Genomic DNA, 19,122 nt, shown 5'->3' on the forward strand with positions numbered 1-19,122 from the left:
AACGACGTGCCCTTCGTCGTCGCCGGAGTCAGCGGAAGTCACGGGACACCGTTCGGATGGTGGTCTCCAACGGCTCCAGCCGATCCGCGAGCACATTCACCACACCTTCCTCGCTGCGCTCCAGGATGCCGCGCACGATCATCGCGGGAGCCTGCCTGGCCACCCGGCGGTAGCGGTTCCACACCCCGACCGGGCAGATCACGTTCACGAGCCCCGTCTCGTCCTCCAGGTTGAGGAAGGTCACGCCGGCCGCTGTCGCCGGCCGCTGGCGGTGCGTCACCACGCCGCCGACCTCGATGCGGCGCCCCGACTCGGCCACGGCGAGCGTGTCCGCCGCCCGCACGCCGCGCGCGTCGAGCGCCGGGCGCAGGAAGCGGATCGGATGGTCGTCGGTCGAGATCCCGGTGGCCCACAGATCGCTCGCCAGCTGCTCGGCAGGGGAGAGCAGCGGCAGCAGCGGAGGCTGCACGGTGATGGCGGTGCCCGCGAGGTACTCCGGGCGCTCCTGGGCGGCGTTCCCCGCCTCCCAGATCGCCTGACGCGGGCTCAGGCCGAAGCCCTCGAACGCGCCGGCCGCGGCGAGCGCCTCCAGCTGCGCCGTCGTGAGGCCGACCCGCCGCGCAAGGTCGCCGAGGTCGCGGAAAGGGCCGGATGTCTCGCGCTCGGCCACGATGCGCCCGGCGAGGGTCTCGCCGATGGAGGTCACTCCCGCCAGTCCCAGCCGCACCGCATGGCCTGCGTCTCTGCGGTGAGCGGAGAAGTCGAGCGGCACCCGCCGGTCGAAGTCGCCGACCGGTGGCTGGTCGGGCTCGAGGCACGGGTCCGTACCGGTCGGGCCGGGTCGTGCCCCGTCGATCGCCTCCAGCAGCGGGAACACCCCGGAGAGCTGGATGTCGGGCCTGCGCACCACCACCCCGTGCCGCCGCGCGTCGGCGGTGAGCGTGCGCGGCGAGTAGAACCCCATCGGCTGGGCCCGCAGCAGCGCTGCGAGGAAAGCGCCGGGGTAGTGCAGCTTCATCCACGAGCTCACATAGACCAGCAGGGCGAAGCTGATCGCGTGGCTTTCGGCGAAACCGAAGTTGGCGAACGCCTCGATCTTCGCGTAGATCGCGTCTGCGTCGTCTCCGACGATCCCGTTGTGCGCCATCCCCTCGTAAAGCTTCGCCCGCAGCGCGCCGATCTTCTCGACCCCGCGCTTGGAGCCCATCGCCCGGCGGAGCAGATCGGCGTCCTCCGCGGTGCAGTCGCCCACGGCGACGGCCATCTGCATGAGCTGCTCCTGGAACAGCGGGACCCCCAGCGTCCGCTCGAGCACCGGCACCAGCGCGGGATGCAGGTAAGTCACCTCCTCCTGCCCGAGCTTGCGGCGGATGTACGGGTGCACGGCGCCGCCCTGGATGGGGCCGGGCCGGATCAGGGCGATCTCGATGACCAGGTCGTAGAAGCTGCGCGGCTGCAGCCGCGGCAGGGTGCCGATCTGCGCACGGCTCTCCACCTGGAACACCCCGATCGAGTCGGCCCGGCACAGCATGTCGTAGACGCCCTGCTCTTCTTTCGGGATGCTGTCGAGCGTCCACCGCTCGCCGAGCGACGCCTCGATCGTGCGCATCGCGTAGTCGAGCGCCGAGAGCATCCCGAGCCCGAGCAGGTCGAACTTCACCAGCCCCATCCAGGCGCAGTCGTCTTTGTCCCACTGCAGCACCGTGCGGCCCTCCATGCGGGCGTGCTCGATCGGGCAGACCTCGCCGACGGGCCGGTCGGTGAGCACCATACCGCCCGAGTGGATGCCGAGGTGCCGTGGGAACTTCAGCACCTGCTGGGCGAGGTCGACGACGGCCTCGGGGATGTCGTGGTCGTCGGTCGTCGCGACGCGGCTCCAGGAGTCGATCTGCTTGCTCCAGGCGTCCTGCTGCCCGGTGGAGTGACCGAGCGCCTTCGCCATGTCGCGCACTGCGTTCTTGGGGCGGTAGGTGATGACGTTGGCGACCTGGGCGGCGTTGTGCCTGCCGTACTTGGCGTAGACGTACTGGATGACCTCCTCGCGGCGGTCGGAGTCGAAGTCGACGTCGATGTCGGGCTCCTCCTCGCGCATCGAGGACAGGAACCGCTCGAACGGCAGGTCGTACTTGATCGAGTCGACGGCGGTGATCCCGAGCAGGTAGACGACCGCCGAGTTGGCCGCCGAGCCGCGACCCTGGCAGAGGATGCCGCGCTCGCGGGCGAAGCGCACGATGTCGTGGACGATGAGGAAGTAGCCGGGGAAGTCCTTCGCTTCGATCACGTCGAGCTCGCGTTCGATCCGCTCCCGCTTCACCGGGTCGCGGTCGAGGTCGGGGTAGCGTTCGGCTGCGCCCCGCCAGGTGAGCTCCCGCAGCCAGCTCATCGGCGTGTGGCCGGCCGGCACCTCCTGCTTGGGCAGCCGCGGCCGGGCGCTGCGCAGCCGGAAGGCGAGGTCGTCGGCGATGTCGGCCGTGCGCTCCACGGCCCCCGGGTACCGGGCGAACCGGGCGGCCATCTCGCGGCCGCTGCGCAGGTGCGCGGCGGCGGAGGCAGGCAGCCAGCCGTCCATCTCGTCGAGGCTCCGGCGGGCGCGCACCGCAGAGACCGCCGTGGCGAGCGGGTACTGTGCGGGTGTCGCGTAGTGGACGTTGTTGGTGGCGACGACGGGCAGCCCCAGCCGGCCGGCGATACGGGCGAGGACGTCGTTGTCGGTGGTGTCGCGGGGGGCGCCCTGGTCGATCAGTTCCACGAGCACGTTGTCGTGGCCGAACAGGTCGGCGAGCCGGGCGACCTCTCGTTCGGCGGCGCGTTCGCCGTGCTCGGCCAGCGCGAGGCGCACGTCGCCCTTGCGGCAGCCCGTGAGCACCATCCACTCGCCGCCCGACTGCTCGGCGAGGTCGGGGAGGCTGTACTGCGGCCGGCCCTTCTCTTCGCCGGCGAGCTGCCCCGCCGTGATGGCGGATGCCAGCCGGTGGTACCCGGACTGCTGACGGGCGAGCAGCACGAGGTGGCTGCCCTCGGGGTCGGGCTCGCCGTTCTGCGGCCTGCTGAGCGACAGGGAGAGTTCGGCGCCGAACACGGTCTTCACGCGGTCGTAGGCCTCCGCGGCCTCCGCGAGCCGCACGACGCCGTAGAAGCCGTCGTGATCGGTGAGGGCGAGGCCGTGCAGCCGCAGGCGTGTCGCCTCCTCCAGCAACTCCTCCGGAGCGCTGGCTCCGTCGAGGAAGCTGAAGGTGCTGTGCGCGTGCAACTCGGCGTAGGCGACATGGCCGGTGTCGGGTTCGTCCGGCATCGGTTGCGGCACGTATTTCTGCCGCTTGCGCGACGACGGCCGTTCCGGCTGCTCCTGCTCTCCCGTGCGCCGGCCGCTCAGCCGTCGCTCGAACTCGGCCCACGGAATCGGCGGATTGTTCCACCCCATCAGTCGTCCCTCCATCCCGCTGGCACCCGCGCACAGGGGACGCGACACGCCGCCATCCTGTGGGGATCGCGGCGTGTCGCGTCCCCGCTGCGGCGGGATGGGCGGCGCGCGCTAGTCATAGCGGGCCTCCGCGAACCAGGCCGTGCCGGTGAGGGAGAGCAGCCAGGCGGTGCCGTCGGCGTCCACGAGCTGGAAGCGGTGCATCGCGCGGGCGAGCGTCGCGTCCCACCAGCGCTCCCGCACCGGCCACGGTCCCGCCCAGGAGTCGACGGGACGAGCATCGCGCGCTGCTCCGGTGGGCGAGAAACTCACGATCGGGGCGGTGAGATCACCGCGGTCGGTGACCTCCACCGGCTCGCCGGAATCCGACAGCACCGCCACCGGCCGCGGCACCTCGAACACCGTGGAGGGCGCGGGCGCAGGCAGCGAACCCGGCCACGGGCGGTCGGTGCGGGCCACGCCGACCGGCCGGTCGCCCCACGGCACGAGCACCTGCCGGTCGGACAGCGCCCGGCCGCCGCCGATGGTCGCGGTGACCACGGCGTCGTGGCCGAGCATGCCCTGCACCCGGGTGAGCCCGTGGTGGATGCGCTCGTCCGCGCCGCCGCCCCACAGGCCGTCCTCGTGGTGGCCGATGTCGTCGACCGCTTGCGGCGCGACCGTCACCCGGCTGATCGGCGACGCCAGGCCGGACTCGACCGATCCGGCGCCCTGCAGCTGCCAGCGCACCCGGTCGACGACATCCGACGCCGAGAACAGCCGTGGATGGAGCCAGGTGCGGTCGCTGACCCTGCCGCTCTCGTCGGTCACCTCGATACGCACCGAGGTGCAGACCAGCCCGGCCTTGGTGAGGCCGGCCACGAACTGCTCCGCGGTGGCGCGGAAGGCGAAGGTCACCTGGTCGACCCGGTCGAGAGGAGGCTCGAACTCGATCGCCTTGTCGAGCACCCGGGGCGGCACGCGCGGGACCACCGCGGCACCGTCCATCCCGCTCGCCAGGTCGTGGGCGTGCTCGCCGCGCTCCCCGAACCGCTCCCGCACGTCGACCCGGTCGAGGCGGGCGAGGTCGCCGAGCGTGCGCAGGCCCAGCCGGCGCAGCAGCGGCGTCAGCTCGACGAGCCCCAGCTGGGCGACGGGCAGAGGAGCCAGGAACGCGGGGGAGCCTCCGGGAGGGACGATGCGCACCCGGGCCGTTCCCGTTGAGCGCGCGGCCTGCTCTGCCGCGAAGGGGCCGTCGGCGATGCCGGCCCGCACGTCGCCGAGCGCCGGCCCGGCGACGCCCTCCAGGTGCTCCAGGCGTCGCAGCAGCTCGGCCGCCGCGGCCTCTTCGCCCCCGTAGTACCGGGCGGGGCCGCGCGCCCGCAGCACGCAGGTGCCCGGGCGCACCGCCTGCACGCCGGGTGTGATCTCCTCGATCGCGGCCAGGACCGGCTCGAAAGCCCGCGCATCGAGCACCGGGTCGTAGAGGACGACCTCCAGCTGCGGGCAACGTGACTGCGCTTCGCGCACCCGCAGCCCGCGCTTGACGCCGTCGGCCCTGGCCTCGGCGGAGCAGGCGAACACCATCCCCTTCTCGACCAGAGCCAGCGGGGCCTCCGCGGGCAGTTCGAGTCGTTGCCGGGCGGCGATCACCGGCCAGTCAGGGCACCAGAGCACGATCGCGCGGGTGACCTGGCGCATCGTGGGAGACATGCCTAACTCACCGCCTCCAGGCGTGTGGGGCCGGAGGCGCGGAACGTCTCGTCGAGCGCGGGCAGCCAGAGCTCGGCACGCCGGCGGGGGCCTGCACCGCCACGCGGTGCGGCCTCCACGGTCACCCGGCGGGACGAGAGGTAGCCGGCGCCGGCGCCCAGGCCGTCCCAGCCGCTGCGGACGACCGAGAGCGCTGCTTCGGGCTGCGGCCAGTCGCCGGCCACGAGGAGGGTCGACTCCCGCTGGCGCAGACGGGCGCTCAGCCGGGCCACATCGCCGTTCGCGGGCCGCTCAGGCGGGGCGACGGCGACGACGCCGAGCACGTCGGCCATCGCCGCGGTGACCGTCAGCCACTGCGGCCCGGGGTGGGGCACCAGTACGAGCCGTTCCAGATCGATGCCGAACCGCCCTGCCGCCTCCGCCCCGAAGTCGGGCATCCCGACGACGCCGCACCAGGCTCCCGCGGCGCTCGGGCCGGCGAGCATGGCCATCAGCAGCGTGGTGGAGCCGTGCACCGTGTAGGCGGCGCCGGCCTTGAGCGCTCCGCCGGGCAGCAGCGGGGCGAGGGCGGGATGCGTCTCCAGCCGGCGCGTGTCGAGCTTCGTCGCCTGCATCTGGCGGATGCGCGTCTGCAGCTCGTGCACCTGCGCGCGGTCGGCCCCCGGGCCGGTGACGGCCGGGTCGACGATGGTGCGCGCAACTGCCAGGGACATACTCTTATTTTCGAACACATGTTCGAATACCGCAAATGTATTTGAGTATCCGGGCGTGTGCCCGGAGGGTTCCCGCGAACCGTCCCGGCGGTGCGCGGAAAGGCTACGCCGGCTCGGTCACGAAGTCGATCAACCGCTCGACACGACCGAGCAGCTCCGGCTCCAGATCGGCGTACGTCCGCACGCGGCCGAGGATGAGCTTCCACGCGCGCGCGATATCGGCCTGGGTCTCATGGGGGAGGCCCAGCGCCGCGCAGATCCCGTGCTTCCACGGCACCGAGCGGGGGATCGACGGCCAGGCCTCCAGGCCCACCCTGGCGGGCTTCACGGCCTGCCAGACGTCGATGTAGGGATGCCCGACCACCAGCACGTGGGCGCCGAACGGACCGCGCGCCACCTGCTCGGCGATCCGGCTCTCCTTCGAGCCGGGCACGAGGTGGTCCACCAGCACGCCGATGCGCCGCCCGCGGTCGGGTGCGAACTCGCGCACGATCGCATCCAGGTCGTCCACGCCCTCCAGATACTCCACCACGACGCCCTCGAGCCGGAGGTCGTCGCCCCAGACCCGCTCGACGAGCTCGGCATCATGCCGGCCCTCGACGAAGATCCTGCTGGCCCGGGCGACGCGAGCCTTCTGCTCTCCGACGGCGAACGACCCGGAGGCGGTGCGCCCGCGACCGGCAGGAGCGCGGCTCGGCACGACCAACCGCACCGGCTTGCCGTCGATCAGGAAGGAGGCGCCCAGCGGGAACACGCGCTTCGCCCCGAAGTAGTCCTCGAGTTCCACCGTCTGCGCCTCGAGGCGGACGATCGCGCCGCAGAAGCCCGTGGCGGCCTCCTCGACGACCAGGTCGCGAACCGCTTCCACGTTCGGCACGGCCGTGCGGCCCGCGTTCTTCCAGTCGGTCGCCAGCACATCGGATCCGTAGCGGTCGTCTTCCATCACGAGGAGAGAGGGTAAGCGATCGGCGCTCGACCGTGCGGGAGGCTCCCCGTCCGCGACGCGGATGTCCGGCTCCGTCCGTCGATCAGTCGAAGATGCGAACCAGGCGCCAGCTGCGGTCGCCTGCGTCGTGGCGCACGTCGAACACGTGCGCGACGCCGCGCTCGCTGGTCGCCTGGAACCGCCAGCCGCCGATCTCCCGGGGCAGGCTGCCGACCCCGTAACGGTGCTCGCCGAACGGACGCCACCAGGCGCAGGTCTCGGACCACACGGTCGGGGTGTCGCTCACCCGGTAGCGGGTCGAGCGCCACACGAGGCGGACCGGGACGCCCTCCTCCGTCGTCCACACGGCGACCGCTTCGTCGATGTCGGTCATCAGCGTGCTCCCTTCCAGTCGAACGTATGTTCGAATACGAGTGTACGTCCGGCGACCGACGTCCGCACTGCCATACCGACGTCCGCACCTGCCATACTGGGGCGCATGACCGACTTCGGGGATCCGTCCGGCGCATCGCTGCGCCTCAGCAACGACGAGAGGGAGCGCGCCGTGGCCGCCCTCCAGTCGCACGCCGCTCAGGGGCGGCTGAGCGACGGCGAGCTGCAGTCGCGCGTCACCGCCGCGCGCTCTGCGGTGACCCGTGGCGATCTCGCACCGCTGTTCGCCGATCTGCCCGGTGTGCTCGATCTCGACGACGTCGCGACGGGAGCCGCGCCGGGAGCCGCACCGGGCGCCGCAGCGTCGGAACCGGCCTCGTCCGCCTGGCAGGCGTCCGGTCCGGGCCAGAGCCCCTACGGCCAGCGCCCGTACGACACGCCGCCCCCGTCGAGCGACCACGGGCGTCCGGTCAACCGCTGGGGTCTGCTGGTGGTGTCGATCATGCCCTTCGTCGCCGTCATCCTGTTCTTCGTGACGGGTCTCGCGTGGGGCTACCAGTACAGCTGGCTCTGGTTCCTGCTCATCCCGCTCGCGGGCGCGATCGTCTACGGTGTCGACGGCGGCGACCGCAGAAGGCGCTGACGCCGCAGCAGTTCCCGTCAGCCGACCGTCGCGCCGAAGAGCAGCCCGAGGAGGTAGGTGGCGGCGGCCGCACCGTAGCCGATCGCCAGCTGGCGCAGCGCCCTCTTGAGCGGGGAGGCGCCCGACAGCAGGCCGACCACCGCGCCCGTCCCGAGCAGCACCAGCCCCACGAGGACGGCGGAGACGATGATCGCGGCCGTCCCGGTCAGCCCGAACAGGAACGGGAGGATCGGGATGAGCGCTCCCGAAGCGAAGAAGCAGAAGCTCGACACCGCCGCGCTCCAGCCGTTGCCGACGGCCTCGTGCTCGTCGGCGGTGGCGCTCTGGACGGCCACCGGGGACGTGTAGGCGCCCAGGGTCGACAGCACCTCTCTGGCGTGCTCCTGCGCCTCGGTCTCGTCCATTCCGCGCGCGCGATAGACGAGCGTCAGCTCATTGGCGTCCACGTCGAGGTGCGACAGCGCGGAGCTGGTGGCCGGGTTCGGGCTGGAGGCCTCCAGCAGCTCGCGCTGCGACCGCACCGAAACGTACTCGCCCGCTCCCATCGACAGGGCGCCCGCGAGCAGACCCGAGATGCCGGTGAGCAGTACGACGTGCGTCGGAACCCCGCTCGCGCTCACGCCGAGGACCAGCGCGAGGTTGCTGACGAGACCGTCGTTCGCGCCGAACACGGCGGCGCGGAACGTGCCGGAGAGGCGCTGCCGCCCGCGGGCGGCGAGCGCTCGGACGACCTCCTCGTGCACCTGCTCGTCCGCTGCCATCCGGGGTGTGGCGTCGGCGTCGTCGGCGTACGGCGACCGGGCCTCCGCGCGCTGGGCGAGGGCGAGGACGAACACCGAGCCGAACCGGCGCGCCAGGAAACCGAGCATGCGGGTGCGGACGTCCCCGCGGAGCGGCCGGCCGACCTGGTCTCCGAGCAGGGTGAGCCAGTGCTGTTCGTGGCGGCCCTCCGCTTCGGCGAGGGCGAGCAGGATCTCGCGCTCCTCGCCGTGGCGGCGGCCGGCCAGATCGCGGTAGACCGCCGCCTCCGCGCGTTCGTCGGCCAGGTAGCGGCGCCAGCGCTTGATATCGGCCGGGGAGGGGGTTCGTTCCGTGGGGGTCATCGGTTGACGAGTCTAGTTGCGGCGTCGAAGCGCCGCCCCCAGAGCCGGGCCAGCTCGCGCACCTCGGGCGGGCCTTCGATGGTGAACGGCGCGTCGACCGCCGCGAGACCGAAGAGCGCCCATTCCGGCGAGTCCGCCGTGATCCTGACGCGCGTGCGCTGGGGATCCTCGGGGGCGGCCTCCGCCCAGCGGCCGATGGCCTGCTCGACGTCGCCGAGCGACGCTTCGATGACGGCCTCGACGATCAGCGAGTCGGTCGTGCCGGCCAGGGAGGCCGTGACATACTCCGCGGCGTGGTCATCCGGTCGAGCCGGAAGCTGCGCCAGTCGTGGCGCTCGAGGTCGTAGGCCACCAGATACCAGCGGCGCCCGACCGAGACCAGGCGATGGGGCTCGACGGCGCGCTCCGAGGCCGCCCCGTCGCGGCGGGTGTACGAGAACGCAAGCCGCTCCTCGTCCCGGCAGGCCTGGGCGACGACCGTGAGCGCGTCCGCGTCGACGACGGGCGCCGGGCGCAGGTCGGCCGCGAGGGTCGCCACACGCAGTGCATCCACGCGCCGCTTCAGCCGCGGCGGCATCACCTGAACCACCTTGGCGAGCGCCCGGACCGACGCGTCGGCGACGCCGGCGATACCGCTCTGTGCCGCCGTGCGCAGGCCGACGGCGAGCGCCACCGCCTCGTCGTCGTCGACGACGAGCGGCGGCAGCGATGCGCCGGCGGCGAGCTGGTACCCGCCGGCCACGCCCCGGGTCGCATCCACCGGATAGCCGAGCTCCCGCAGCCGCTCGACGTCTCTGCGGAGGGTGCGAGGCGACACCTGCGGCCGGTCGGCGAGTTCTTGGCCCGGCCAGTACCGATGCGTCTGCAGGAGTGAGAGCAGCTGGAGTGTGCGGGAGCCTGTGCAGGCCATGCGTCCAGTCTGGCGCCTCAAGCGGTCGGGATGTGGCCGCTATCCGAATCGCGTGGCGGGGGATCGGCGAGGAGCAGCGCCGGTGCGCCCCGGCGCGAGAGCGTCAGCACCGCCTCCGCGACATGCTCGTCGCTCTCGAGCTGTTGCTCGATCGCGTAGAGATCGTCCGCGACGTCGGACTCCCTGTCGTCGCCCACGAGGTCGACGGCGGCGACCAGGAAGACGCGCCCGGGACCCACGTATTCCAGGTGCAGATAGGTGACTTTCTCGACGTCGGGATGACGCAGGATCGCGGCGAGCGCCGCTTGCGTCACCCGGTCAGGCGTCTGCTCACCGAGCAGGAACCGGCGGTTGCGGTCGATCAGCACGATGGCGACGACCGCCAGCAGCACCCCGACCAGGATGGAGCCGAGGGCGTCGAAGATCGCGTTTCCGGTCAGCTCGTGGAGCAGCACCCCGAGGAAAGCGATGACGAGTCCGATCAGGGCGGCGGCATCCTCGGCGAAGACGGCCCGCAGCGTGGGGTTGGACGTCCGGAACACATGCTCGAGAGTGCCGGTGTCGCGTGCGGCGGCCATCGAGCGAGCCTGCCGGAACGACTGCGCGAACGAGATCCCTTCGAACACGAAGGCCACGGCGAGCACGACGTAGTTGACGAGGTAGTCCGTCTCCGGTTCGCGCGCGCCGAGCTGACCGACCCCGTGCAGGATCGACACCACGGCGCCGGCCGTGAACAGCCCGACGGCCGCGAAGAGCGACCACACGTAGGTCTCCCTGCCGTACCCGCTCGGGTGCGAGGCGTCGCTGGGGCGTGCGGCCTGACGCTCCGCCCGCAGCAGGAACACCTCGTTGCCGGAGTCGGCCCAGGAGTGCGCGGCTTCCGCCACCATCGACGCCGATCCGGTGATCGTGGCGGCGATGGTCTTGGCGATGGCGATGACGAGGTTCGCGCCGAAGGCGAGGATCACGGTGGAGAGACTCTCCGAGGACCGCTTGCGGGACGCCATGCAGCCACCCTACGACGGGCTGCGATCCCGGACAGGGCATCGTGGACGACGAAGGCCCCGATCTTTCGATCGGGGCCTTCGTCTGTTCGGTGTCCGAGGGGGGACTTGAACCCCCACGCCCTATACGGGCACTAGCACCTCAAGCTAGCGCGTCTGCCATTTCCGCCACCCGGACAGGTGATTGCCGGCCGCCGTGGTTCCGGCTGCCGAAGAAAGACATTAGCACGAAACGTCGCGCCGGTTTCACATCGTCGCGCAGCCCGGGCGTGGCGGAACGGCCCCCGGTAGCGTTGAGCCATGACCGACGCTCCCGACACCCCCGAAGCGGCCGTCTCCGACACGGCCGGACTCGATGAGACCGCGATCATCGCGCGGGACCTCATCCGGTTCGACACCACGAACTACGGCGAAGGCCGCTCCAACGGCGAGACCGACGCGGCCGAGTATGTCGAGGCACGCCTGAGCGCGCTGGGCCTGGCGCCCCGCATGTTCGAGTCCGATCCGGGACGCACGAGTGTGGTCGCACGGGTGGAGGGACGCGACCGCAGCAAGCCCGCCCTCGTCGTGCACGGTCACCTCGACGTGGTGCCCGCCGATCCGCGCAACTGGACGGTCGACCCGTTCGGGGGCGTCATCCGCGACGGGCTGCTCTGGGGCCGCGGCGCGGTCGACATGAAGAACATGGACGCGATGATCGTGACCGCGGTGGGCGACATCCTGACCGCGGGGGACCAGCCGGAGCGTGACCTCGTTCTCGGCTTCTTCGCCGACGAGGAGGACGGCGGCCGTCGCGGCTCGCACTTCCTGGTCGACACGCAGCCCGAGCTCTTCGCGGGGGCGACCGAGGCGATCAGCGAAGTGGGAGGTTACTCCATCGACCTCGCGGGTCGCCGCGCCTACCTGCTGCAGACCGGCGAGAAGTCCCTCGTCTGGATCAAGCTCATCGCGCGCGGCCGGGCGGCGCACGGATCCCGGCTCATCCGCGAGAACGCGCTCACGAGGCTCGCGGAGGCCGTGGTCGCCATCGGCCGACGCGAGTGGCCCGTCCAGCTCACCGACACCACGAGCCGCCTCATCGCGGAGCTCGCGCGGCTCCTCGAGGTGGATCCCGAGCGGGTCGGCCCCGACGAGATCGTCCTGCGCACGGGCACGGCAGCGGGGTTCATCCTCGCGACCCTGCGTGCGACCAGCAATCCCACGGTGCTGGAGGCGGGCTACAAGCACAATGTGATCCCCGACACGGCGGAGGCGCTGGTCGACATCCGCACGCTGCCGGGCGACGAGGACCGGGTGCTCGCCGAGGTGCGCGAACTGGTGGGCGACGATGTCGAGATCGAGATCATGCACCGCGACATCGGCCTGGAAGCCTCCTTCGGCGGAGAGCTCGTCGATGCGATCGCCGGCACCCTCGAGCGCCACGACCCGGGCGCACCCGTCCTGCCGTACCTGCTCTCGGGCGGCACCGACAACAAGGCGCTCAGCCGGCTCGGGATCACCGGCTACGGCTTCGCGCCGCTGCGCCTGCCGAGCGATCTCGACTTCCCCGGTATGTTCCACGGCGTCGACGAGCGCGTGCCTCTCGACGCGCTAGTGTTCGGCAGGACCGTTCTGCGCGACCTCCTGCGCAGCTACTGAAAGAGCACATGGACTTCATCAACGCCGTCATCCTCGGGCTCGTCCAGGGACTGACCGAGTTCCTGCCGATCTCCTCCAGCGCGCACATCCGCATCGTGGGCGAGCTGCTGGGCACCGGAGCCGATCCGGGCGCGCGGTTCACCGCGATCATCCAGCTGGGCACGGAGGCCGCTGTGCTGCTGTACTTCTGGAGGGACATCACCCGCATCGTGTCGCGCTGGTTCCAGTCGCTGTTCGGCCGGGTGCCGCGCAACGATCCCGACGCCAGGATGGGGTGGCTGGTCATCCTCGGCAGCATCCCGATCGTGGTCCTGGGGCTCCTGTTCCAGGACGCGATCGAGACGACCTTCCGGTCGCTGTGGATCGTCGCGACGACGCTCATCGTGTTCGGCGTGCTGCTGGGCATCGCGGACCGGGTGGGCGCCAAGACGCGCCGGTTGCGGGAGCTCACCTGGGGCCACGGCATCGTCTTCGGGTTCGCCCAGGCGCTCGCGCTGATCCCGGGCGTCTCCCGTTCCGGCGGCACGATCACGGCCGGGCTGTTCATGGGCTACCAGCGCCGGGCGGCCGCGCGGTACTCGTTCCTGCTGGCACTGCCCGCTGTGTTCGGCAGTGGCTTCTACCAGCTCTACAAGGCGGTCAAGGAGCCGTGCACGTCGGCACTGGCGTCCGCCGGGACGTGCACGCCCGAGGTCTTCGGACCGGCCGAGACGGCTGTGGCGACAGTGGTCGCGTTCGTGGTGGGCCTGCTCGTGATCGCGTTCTTCATGGGGTACATCTCCCGGCGGAGCTTCCTGCCGTTCGTGATCTACCGCATCGCGCTCGGCGTGCTGCTGATGATCCTGCTCGCCACCGGCGTGCTCGCGGCCTGAGGCTCGTCGTGCCGCCCGCGTCGACACGTCGCCGCGGGTGAATTCCTGCGCGGAATCAGCCGCGCCGTGGGTCGTCGCCCGCGTGACCGTCGCGGCCGTCGCCGCGCCGGCGCAGGTAGCGCTCGAATTCCTGCGCGATCGCCTCGCCGCTGGCCTCGGGGGAGTCGACCGTGTCGCGTGCCTGCTCGAGCTGTTGGATGTAGGCGGCCATCTCCTCGTCGTCGGAGGCGAGCGCGTCGATGCCGGCCTCCCAAGCGGCGGCCTCTTCGACGAGCGAACCGCGGGGGATCGTCACGTCGACGAGCTCCTCGAGCTTGTCGATCAGGGCGAGGACCGCTTTGGGGCTGGGCGCGTTGTGCACGTAGTGCGGCACGGACGCCCAGATCGAGATCGTCGGGATTCCCACGTCCTCCGCGCCCTCGGCGAGCGCGCTCAGGATGCCCACCGGACCCTCGTAGGTCGATCGCTCGATGCCGAGCTCGGCACGCACGGCCGCCGACTCGCTCGACGCGAACACCGAGATCGGCCGGGTGTGCGGCACGTCCGCGAGCATCGCGCCGAGGAAGACGATCACCCCGATGTCCTCCGCGAGCGCCGCATCCATGATCTCGGCCGTGAAGCTGCGCCAGCTGCGAGACGGCTCGGTGCCGAGCAGCAGGAAGATGTTGCCCGCGTTGTCGCCCGTGACGTCGAGCTCGGCATCGCCCGCGAGCGCATCGCCGACGCGCCCGGGACGCGCCGGACCCATCATCACAGCCGACGGCCAGATCAGCCGTCGCCGCCCGTCGTCGTCGGCGACGACGGGGCGGTTGAACTGGAAGTCGAAGTACAGCTCGGGATCCACTTCGGCGATCGGAACGACGTCGAGTTGCTCCTTCAGCGTCTTCACGGCGCCGCTGGCGGCCTCGCCTGCGTCGTTCCACCCTTCGAAGGCCACCACCAGGATGCGGCCGCCGAGGATGTTCTTCGCGTCAGTCACGTGGCTTACTCGTCCTCTCGTCGGCGACCGGGCGGGCGCCATCCATCCAGGATAGGCCCGACCCCGTCGCGATAGACTTGCCGGTCGTGACCGAATCGACCACTTCTGCGATGCCGGCCGCCGTCTTCTGGGACATGGACGGCACCCTCGTCGACACCGAACCGTACTGGATGGCCTCCGAGCAGGAGCTCGTCGGCTCGTTCGGAGGCACCTGGACCCACGACGACGGGCTCCTGCTCGTCGGTCTGGGACTGTGGAACTCGGCCGAGATCCTCCAGTCGCGGGGCGTCGAGCTCTCAGCAGACGAGATCGTGCACTGGCTGACCGAGCGGGTCCGCGAGAGGCTCGTGACGCAGGGCGTGCCGTGGCGCCCGGGCGCGCGCGAGTTGCTGCAGTCGCTGCGGGAGCGCGGGGTCCGCACCGCCCTGGTGACCATGTCGGTACGCAGCATGGCCGAGCAGATCGTCTCCGCCATCCCGTTCGACGCATTCGACGTGATCGTGAGCGGAGACGAGGTCGGCGAGCCCAAGCCGCATCCCGAGCCCTACCTCCGCGCCGCCGAGCTGCTGGGCGTCGAACCGGTCGACGCCGTCGCCATCGAGGACTCGCTGGTCGGGCTGTCGTCGGCCGTGGCCTCCGGCGCCACGACCATCGGCGTCCCGCACATCGTCCCGCTGCCGGAGTCGGATGAGCACACGCTGTGGGAGTCGCTCGCCGGCCGCACGGCCGACGACGTCGCGGCCGTCGCGGCAGCGCGGGAGGGGGCGCGATGAGCGCCGATCGTCGCAGTTCCGGTCCCTTCCGTGTCGGCGACCGGGTGCAGCTCACCGGGCCCAAGGGCCGGATGAACACCATCACCCTGGAGCCGGGCAAGCTGTTCCACAGTCATCGGGGCGTGCTCGCGCACGACGCCATCATCGGATTGCCCGACGGCTCCGTGGTGACCAACAATGCGGGCGTCGAGCACTTGGCGCTGCGCCCGCTCCTCAACGACTTCGTGATGTCGATGCCGCGCGGCGCGGCGATCGTGTACCCGAAGGACGCCGCGCAGATCCTGGCGCTGGCCGACATCTTCCCCGGGGCGACAGTCGTGGAGGCCGGCGTCGGCTCCGGCGCTCTGTCGCTGTGGCTGCTGCGGGCCATCGGGCCGGAAGGCCGGCTGCTCTCGTTCGAGCGCCGGGACGAGTTCGCCGACGTCGCGCGGGCGAACGCCGCGACCTTCCTCGGCTCCGACCCCGAGAACTGGACGGTGACCGTCGGCGACCTCCAAGACGCCCTCCCGGCCGCGGTCGAGCCCGCCAGCGTCGATCGCGTCGTGCTCGACATGCTCGCGCCGTGGGAGACCCTCGACGTGGTGACCGATGCCCTCAAGCCCGGCGGCGTCGTGCTCTGCTACGTCGCCACGGTGACACAGCTCTCCCGGGTCGCCGAGGCGATCCGCGCCACCGGCCACTACACGCACCCGCAGTCGAGCGAGACGATGGTGCGCGGCTGGCACGTGGAAGGGCTGGCCGTGCGCCCGGATCACCGCATGATCGCGCACACGGGCTTCCTCATCACCGCCAGACGGCTGGCTCCCGGCACCGTGCTTCCCGAGCTCAAGCGGCGCCCGTCCAAGAGCGACTACGACGACGCCGACGTCGAGGCCTGGACGCCCGGCGCGCTGGGCGAGCGGCAGTCCAGCCCGAAGAGCCTGCGCAAGCGCATGCGGGAGGCTTCGGCCAGCGCCGAGCTGGCTCGCGGAGCCGAGTCGGGGGCCGGCTCCGACACCGGGAGCGCTGCAGGTGACGAGCGCGACCCGTACGTCGACTAGCATGAATGAGGTCGTGAGGCGTGTGCCTCCGAGCCTCCCCACCGATCGCACCGAAAGAGGACCCGTGCGCAGAATCACCGCACTCGGAAGATCGTCCGCTGCCCTCCTCGCCGTCGGCATCGCCGCGGTGGCGCTCACCGGATGCTCGTCCAACCCGAACGCCGACTGCAGCAGCGCCCTGAAGAGCGGCCAGGCGTCGGATCTGGTCAGCGCGACCGGCCCGATCGGCAAGGAGCCGAAGATCAGCGTGCCGACTCCGGTCGACACCACGACCTCGCAGCGCACGATCCTGACCGAAGGCACCGGCGAGCCGGTGATCAACGGTCAGATGATCGAGATCCAGTACACCCTCCTCGACGGCCAGTCGGGTCAGGTGGGCGAGAAGGGCAACTACGGCGGCGAAGCGACGCCGATCACCATCGGCAACTCCAACGCCGCGATCAGCAAGGGCCTGCTCTGCGCACCGGTCGGCTCGCGCGTGGCCGTCGCCATCTCGCCCAAGGATGCCGGCGGCGCCGGGTCCGGCAACACGACCATCCTGGTCGCCGACATCGTGGGCGCCTACCTGCCCGCGGCCGACGGCGCGGTGCGCCCGTCCACCTCCGGTTTCCCCACGGTCGTGCTCGCGCCGACCGGTCAGCCCGGCATCACGATCCCGTCGTCGGGAGGCGCACCCAAGCAGGTGCGCAGCGAGGTGCTCAAGCAGGGCGGCGGCGCCACCGTCAAGAAGGACTCGCAGGTCGTGCTGCACTACACCGCGGTCGGCTGGGAGAACAAGAACGTCGTCATGAGCAGCTGGCAGAGCAAGTCGCCCGACATCGTCGTGATGAACACCGGGCAGAGCGCGCTCAACCAGGCGCTGCCGCGGGACGTGCTCAAGCCGCTGATCGGCCAGCAGGTCGGCTCCCAGCTCGTCATCGAGGCTCCGGCGAGCGGCAACGTCCCGGCGTCGGCATGGGTGGTCGACATCCTCGGTATCCGCTGAGCGCGGACTAGGATGGTCGGGTGCCCCGATCCTCGTCTTCGCCGTCGCGCGTCCCGGTCGAGGAGCGTCTCTTCAGCCTTGTGCTGGCGCTGCTCGCGACCGAGAACGGCCTGACCAAGAGCGAGATCCTGTCGACGGTGCAGGGCTACCGTCAGCGCTACGAGGCCCACGGCGACAACAGCAGCCTCGAACGGCAGTTCGAGCGCGACAAAGACGACATCCGCGAGCTCGGCGTGCCACTGGAGACCGTGGAGTCGCCCGAAGCAGCCGGCAACAACCAGCTGCTGCGGTACCGCATTCCGAAAGGCGCCTACGACCTCCCGCAAGACGTGGTGTTCTCGCCCGAGGAGATCACGCTGCTGGGCCTGGCTGCCACCGTCTGGCGGGAGGGATCGCTGTCCGGCGAGTCCCGGCGCGCACTGATGAAGCTGCGCTCGCTCGGTGTGGAGGCCGATGATCCCGTCGTCGGCTACGCGCCGCGACTGCGGGCGCGGGAGAGCGCGTTCGACCCGCTCAGCCAGGCGCTGGAGCGCCACGCGATCGTCCAGTTCCCGTACCTGAAGCCGGGAGAGAGCGCGTCACGCGTGCGCACGGTCGCCCCGCTCGCGCTCGTCCAGCACCAGGGCCGCTGGCATCTCCAGGGCATCGATCAGGACGCGGGCGGATCACGGACGTTCCTGCTCTCACGCATGGTCGGCCCGGTCAAGGTGACCAATCGCACCTTCCAGCCCGAGGGCCGCGATTTCGCCGAACACGCCCTCGAAGAGCTGGAGCGGATCTGGACGGCGAACGTCGCCGAGATCGAGGTCACCGCCGGCACGGACGCCGCCACGCGTCTGCGCAAGCGCTACGGCGACGCGGTCCCGTCGGCGGGAGACGGCGAAGCGTTCCGGCTCACCGTGAACTTCTCCGACATCAACATCCTCGCCGACCAGCTCGCGGCCTTCGGTCCCGAAGTGCTGGTCGTGTCGCCTCCCGAGCTGCGCGACAAGGTCGTCGAACGCCTGCTGACCGTCGCACGTGCCCACGAGGAACCGCAGGAGGACACCCGTGGCTGAGCGCAAGCGTCCCATGCAGGCGCAGGACAAGCTGGCGTTCCTGCTCGCCCTCGTGCCCTACCTCATGGACCGCGACCGGGTGAGCGTGGCCGAGGCGGCGGAGCACTTCGGCGTGGACGAAGAGAGCATGCGAGACGCCGTGCGGCTGATCGCCGTGTCCGGAATCCCCGGGGAGACCAATGCCTATCAGCCGGGCGACCTGTTCGACATCTCCTGGGACGACTTCGAGGAGAACGACCGGATCGTCCTCACGCATCAGGTCGCGATCGACGACTCCCCGCGGTTCTCGGCTCGGGAGGCCGCGGCACTGATCGCCGGCCTCCAGTACCTGACGGCTCTGCCCGAGAACGCCGACCGCGACGTGATCGGCTCGCTCATGGCGAAGCTCGCTCGCGGCGCCTCCGCGGCTCCGAGCCAGGTCGCGGTGGCGCGCTCGGAGTCGGACGAAGCGCTCGCGACCATCCGGGATGCCGTGATCGCAGGGACCCAGCTCGAGTTCGACTACCTCAACTCGCGCGGAGAGCGTGAGCGGCGCCGGGTCGATCCGCTGCGCGTCGAGTCGGCCGACCAGGACTGGTACCTGCGGGGCTGGGACCACCTTCGTACCGCCATCCGGACGTTCCGACTGGATCGCATCGACGACCTCGTCGCAACGGAGGACCCGATCACGTACCGGCCGGGCGACCTCCGCCTCCCCGAGACGCTCTTCGAGGGCACGCCGGAGGACCAGCTCGTCACGATCGAGGTCTCGGCGTCGGCGATCCCGCTGATCGAGGACTACATCCCGGAGGGCGCCGCGCGTCAGGAGCGGGGCGGCCTGGTCCGCACCAGCGTTCGCGTCGCCCATTTCCACGGTCTCAAGCGCCTCGTCGCGGGCCTGGCGGGCGTGCTGACCGTTCTCGATCCTCCGGAGGCCCGGACGATCGTCGCCGAATGGGCGCGTGCCGGCGCCGACCGCTACCGCTAGGCTCCT

Annotated in this window: 17 protein-coding genes and 1 tRNA gene; 8 read left to right on the top strand and 10 right to left on the bottom strand. The window is 71.2% G+C overall.

Annotated features, from left to right (window positions below):
• Nucleotides 1-28: 28 nt before the first annotated feature.
• From Q0Q23_RS06825 to Q0Q23_RS06845, 5 genes are all read right to left on the bottom strand, one after another.
• Entirely contained in the window at nucleotides 29-3,421 is a 3,393-nt protein-coding gene (locus Q0Q23_RS06825) for an error-prone DNA polymerase (protein ID WP_295121396.1), read from the bottom strand.
• A gap of 111 nt (nucleotides 3,422-3,532) precedes the next feature.
• Nucleotides 3,533-5,113, bottom strand: a complete 1,581-nt coding sequence (locus tag Q0Q23_RS06830) for a DNA polymerase Y family protein (protein ID WP_295121302.1) — start codon at nucleotides 5,111-5,113, stop codon at nucleotides 3,533-3,535.
• A 2-nt stretch (nucleotides 5,114-5,115) separates the two neighbouring features.
• Entirely contained in the window at nucleotides 5,116-5,826 is a 711-nt protein-coding gene (locus tag Q0Q23_RS06835) for a hypothetical protein (RefSeq protein WP_295121305.1), read from the bottom strand.
• 103 nt (nucleotides 5,827-5,929) lie between these two features.
• On the bottom strand, nucleotides 5,930-6,769 hold the full coding sequence (locus Q0Q23_RS06840; RefSeq protein WP_295121398.1) for a DUF3097 domain-containing protein: 840 nt from the start codon (nucleotides 6,767-6,769) through the stop codon (nucleotides 5,930-5,932).
• A gap of 85 nt (nucleotides 6,770-6,854) precedes the next feature.
• Nucleotides 6,855-7,145 (bottom strand): DUF6504 family protein, encoded by a 291-nt coding sequence (locus tag Q0Q23_RS06845; protein WP_295121308.1) that lies wholly within the window; start codon nucleotides 7,143-7,145, stop codon nucleotides 6,855-6,857.
• 105 nt (nucleotides 7,146-7,250) lie between these two features.
• Between Q0Q23_RS06845 and Q0Q23_RS06850 the strand changes: the two genes are divergently transcribed.
• A complete protein-coding gene (locus Q0Q23_RS06850; RefSeq protein WP_295121311.1) occupies nucleotides 7,251-7,787 on the top strand; it encodes a DUF1707 domain-containing protein in 537 nt (178 codons plus the stop codon).
• 17 nt (nucleotides 7,788-7,804) lie between these two features.
• Here Q0Q23_RS06850 and Q0Q23_RS06855 read toward each other — a convergent pair whose 3' ends face one another.
• The 4 genes from Q0Q23_RS06855 to Q0Q23_RS06870 all read right to left on the bottom strand — a co-directional run bounded on the left by Q0Q23_RS06855 (nucleotide 7,805) and on the right by Q0Q23_RS06870 (nucleotide 10,982).
• The gene (locus Q0Q23_RS06855) at nucleotides 7,805-8,890 is read right to left on the bottom strand and encodes a VIT1/CCC1 transporter family protein (protein ID WP_295121314.1); all 1,086 of its coding nucleotides are present in this window, start codon (nucleotides 8,888-8,890) and stop codon (nucleotides 7,805-7,807) included.
• A 244-nt stretch (nucleotides 8,891-9,134) separates the two neighbouring features.
• Nucleotides 9,135-9,800: a YafY family protein gene (locus Q0Q23_RS06860; protein WP_295121318.1), complete on the bottom strand. Its 666-nt coding sequence runs from the start codon at nucleotides 9,798-9,800 to the stop codon at nucleotides 9,135-9,137.
• A gap of 17 nt (nucleotides 9,801-9,817) precedes the next feature.
• Entirely contained in the window at nucleotides 9,818-10,807 is a 990-nt protein-coding gene (locus Q0Q23_RS06865) for a cation diffusion facilitator family transporter (protein ID WP_295121321.1), read from the bottom strand.
• Between the two features lie 90 nt (nucleotides 10,808-10,897).
• Nucleotides 10,898-10,982: transfer RNA gene (locus Q0Q23_RS06870), tRNA-Leu, on the bottom strand.
• Between the two features lie 122 nt (nucleotides 10,983-11,104).
• Here Q0Q23_RS06870 and Q0Q23_RS06875 point away from each other — a divergent pair.
• On the top strand, nucleotides 11,105-12,442 hold the full coding sequence (locus Q0Q23_RS06875) for a M20/M25/M40 family metallo-hydrolase (protein WP_295121324.1): 1,338 nt from the start codon (nucleotides 11,105-11,107) through the stop codon (nucleotides 12,440-12,442).
• Nucleotides 12,443-12,450: 8 nt separating this feature from the next.
• The gene (locus Q0Q23_RS06880; protein ID WP_295121328.1) at nucleotides 12,451-13,314 is read left to right on the top strand and encodes an undecaprenyl-diphosphate phosphatase; all 864 of its coding nucleotides are present in this window, start codon (nucleotides 12,451-12,453) and stop codon (nucleotides 13,312-13,314) included.
• A 55-nt stretch (nucleotides 13,315-13,369) separates the two neighbouring features.
• On the opposite strand, the gene Q0Q23_RS06885 is transcribed toward Q0Q23_RS06880, so the two are convergent.
• The gene (locus Q0Q23_RS06885; protein WP_295121331.1) at nucleotides 13,370-14,293 is read right to left on the bottom strand and encodes a proteasome assembly chaperone family protein; all 924 of its coding nucleotides are present in this window, start codon (nucleotides 14,291-14,293) and stop codon (nucleotides 13,370-13,372) included.
• A 110-nt stretch (nucleotides 14,294-14,403) separates the two neighbouring features.
• On the opposite strand from Q0Q23_RS06885, the gene Q0Q23_RS06890 reads away from it, so the two are divergent.
• The 5 genes from Q0Q23_RS06890 (at nucleotide 14,404) to Q0Q23_RS06910 (ending at nucleotide 19,116) form a co-directional block, all read left to right on the top strand.
• Nucleotides 14,404-15,066, top strand: a complete 663-nt coding sequence (locus Q0Q23_RS06890) for an HAD family phosphatase (RefSeq protein ID WP_295121400.1) — start codon at nucleotides 14,404-14,406, stop codon at nucleotides 15,064-15,066.
• Entirely contained in the window at nucleotides 15,063-16,106 is a 1,044-nt protein-coding gene (locus Q0Q23_RS06895) for a tRNA (adenine-N1)-methyltransferase (protein WP_295121334.1), read from the top strand. The genes Q0Q23_RS06890 and Q0Q23_RS06895 overlap by 4 nt, the downstream gene beginning before the upstream one ends.
• 64 nt (nucleotides 16,107-16,170) lie before the next feature.
• Complete coding sequence (locus Q0Q23_RS06900; RefSeq protein WP_295121336.1) at nucleotides 16,171-17,091, top strand: FKBP-type peptidyl-prolyl cis-trans isomerase; 921 nt, start codon at nucleotides 16,171-16,173, stop codon at nucleotides 17,089-17,091.
• 20 nt (nucleotides 17,092-17,111) lie between these two features.
• Nucleotides 17,112-18,149: a YafY family protein gene (locus Q0Q23_RS06905; protein WP_295121338.1), complete on the top strand. Its 1,038-nt coding sequence runs from the start codon at nucleotides 17,112-17,114 to the stop codon at nucleotides 18,147-18,149.
• A complete protein-coding gene (locus Q0Q23_RS06910; RefSeq protein ID WP_295121340.1) occupies nucleotides 18,142-19,116 on the top strand; it encodes a YafY family protein in 975 nt (324 codons plus the stop codon). Before Q0Q23_RS06905 ends, Q0Q23_RS06910 begins: the two co-directional genes overlap by 8 nt.
• Nucleotides 19,117-19,122: the final 6 nt, after the last annotated feature.

It is taken from the genome of uncultured Leifsonia sp. (assembly GCF_945957465.1).
GTDB lineage: Bacteria > Actinomycetota > Actinomycetes > Actinomycetales > Microbacteriaceae > Leifsonia.

Excerpts from the sequence above, each read along its gene's own strand:
- Q0Q23_RS06875 (WP_295121324.1), top strand. The coding sequence starts at position 11,105 with ATGACCGACGCTCCCGACACCCCCGAAGCGGCCGTCTCCGACACGGCC.
- Q0Q23_RS06865 (WP_295121321.1), bottom strand. The coding sequence starts at position 10,807 with ATGGCGTCCCGCAAGCGGTCCTCGGAGAGTCTCTCCACCGTGATCCTC.
- Q0Q23_RS06845 (WP_295121308.1), bottom strand. The coding sequence starts at position 7,145 with ATGACCGACATCGACGAAGCGGTCGCCGTGTGGACGACGGAGGAGGGC.
- Q0Q23_RS06895 (WP_295121334.1), top strand. The coding sequence starts at position 15,063 with ATGAGCGCCGATCGTCGCAGTTCCGGTCCCTTCCGTGTCGGCGACCGG.
- Q0Q23_RS06890 (WP_295121400.1), top strand. The coding sequence starts at position 14,404 with ATGCCGGCCGCCGTCTTCTGGGACATGGACGGCACCCTCGTCGACACC.
- Q0Q23_RS06855 (WP_295121314.1), bottom strand. The coding sequence starts at position 8,890 with ATGACCCCCACGGAACGAACCCCCTCCCCGGCCGATATCAAGCGCTGG.
- Q0Q23_RS06840 (WP_295121398.1), bottom strand. The coding sequence starts at position 6,769 with ATGGAAGACGACCGCTACGGATCCGATGTGCTGGCGACCGACTGGAAG.
- Q0Q23_RS06830 (WP_295121302.1), bottom strand. The coding sequence starts at position 5,113 with ATGTCTCCCACGATGCGCCAGGTCACCCGCGCGATCGTGCTCTGGTGC.
- Q0Q23_RS06850 (WP_295121311.1), top strand. The coding sequence starts at position 7,251 with ATGACCGACTTCGGGGATCCGTCCGGCGCATCGCTGCGCCTCAGCAAC.
- Q0Q23_RS06835 (WP_295121305.1), bottom strand. The coding sequence starts at position 5,826 with ATGTCCCTGGCAGTTGCGCGCACCATCGTCGACCCGGCCGTCACCGGC.
- Q0Q23_RS06825 (WP_295121396.1), bottom strand. The coding sequence starts at position 3,421 with ATGGGGTGGAACAATCCGCCGATTCCGTGGGCCGAGTTCGAGCGACGG.
- Q0Q23_RS06880 (WP_295121328.1), top strand. The coding sequence starts at position 12,451 with ATGGACTTCATCAACGCCGTCATCCTCGGGCTCGTCCAGGGACTGACC.
- Q0Q23_RS06860 (WP_295121318.1), bottom strand. The coding sequence starts at position 9,800 with ATGGCCTGCACAGGCTCCCGCACACTCCAGCTGCTCTCACTCCTGCAG.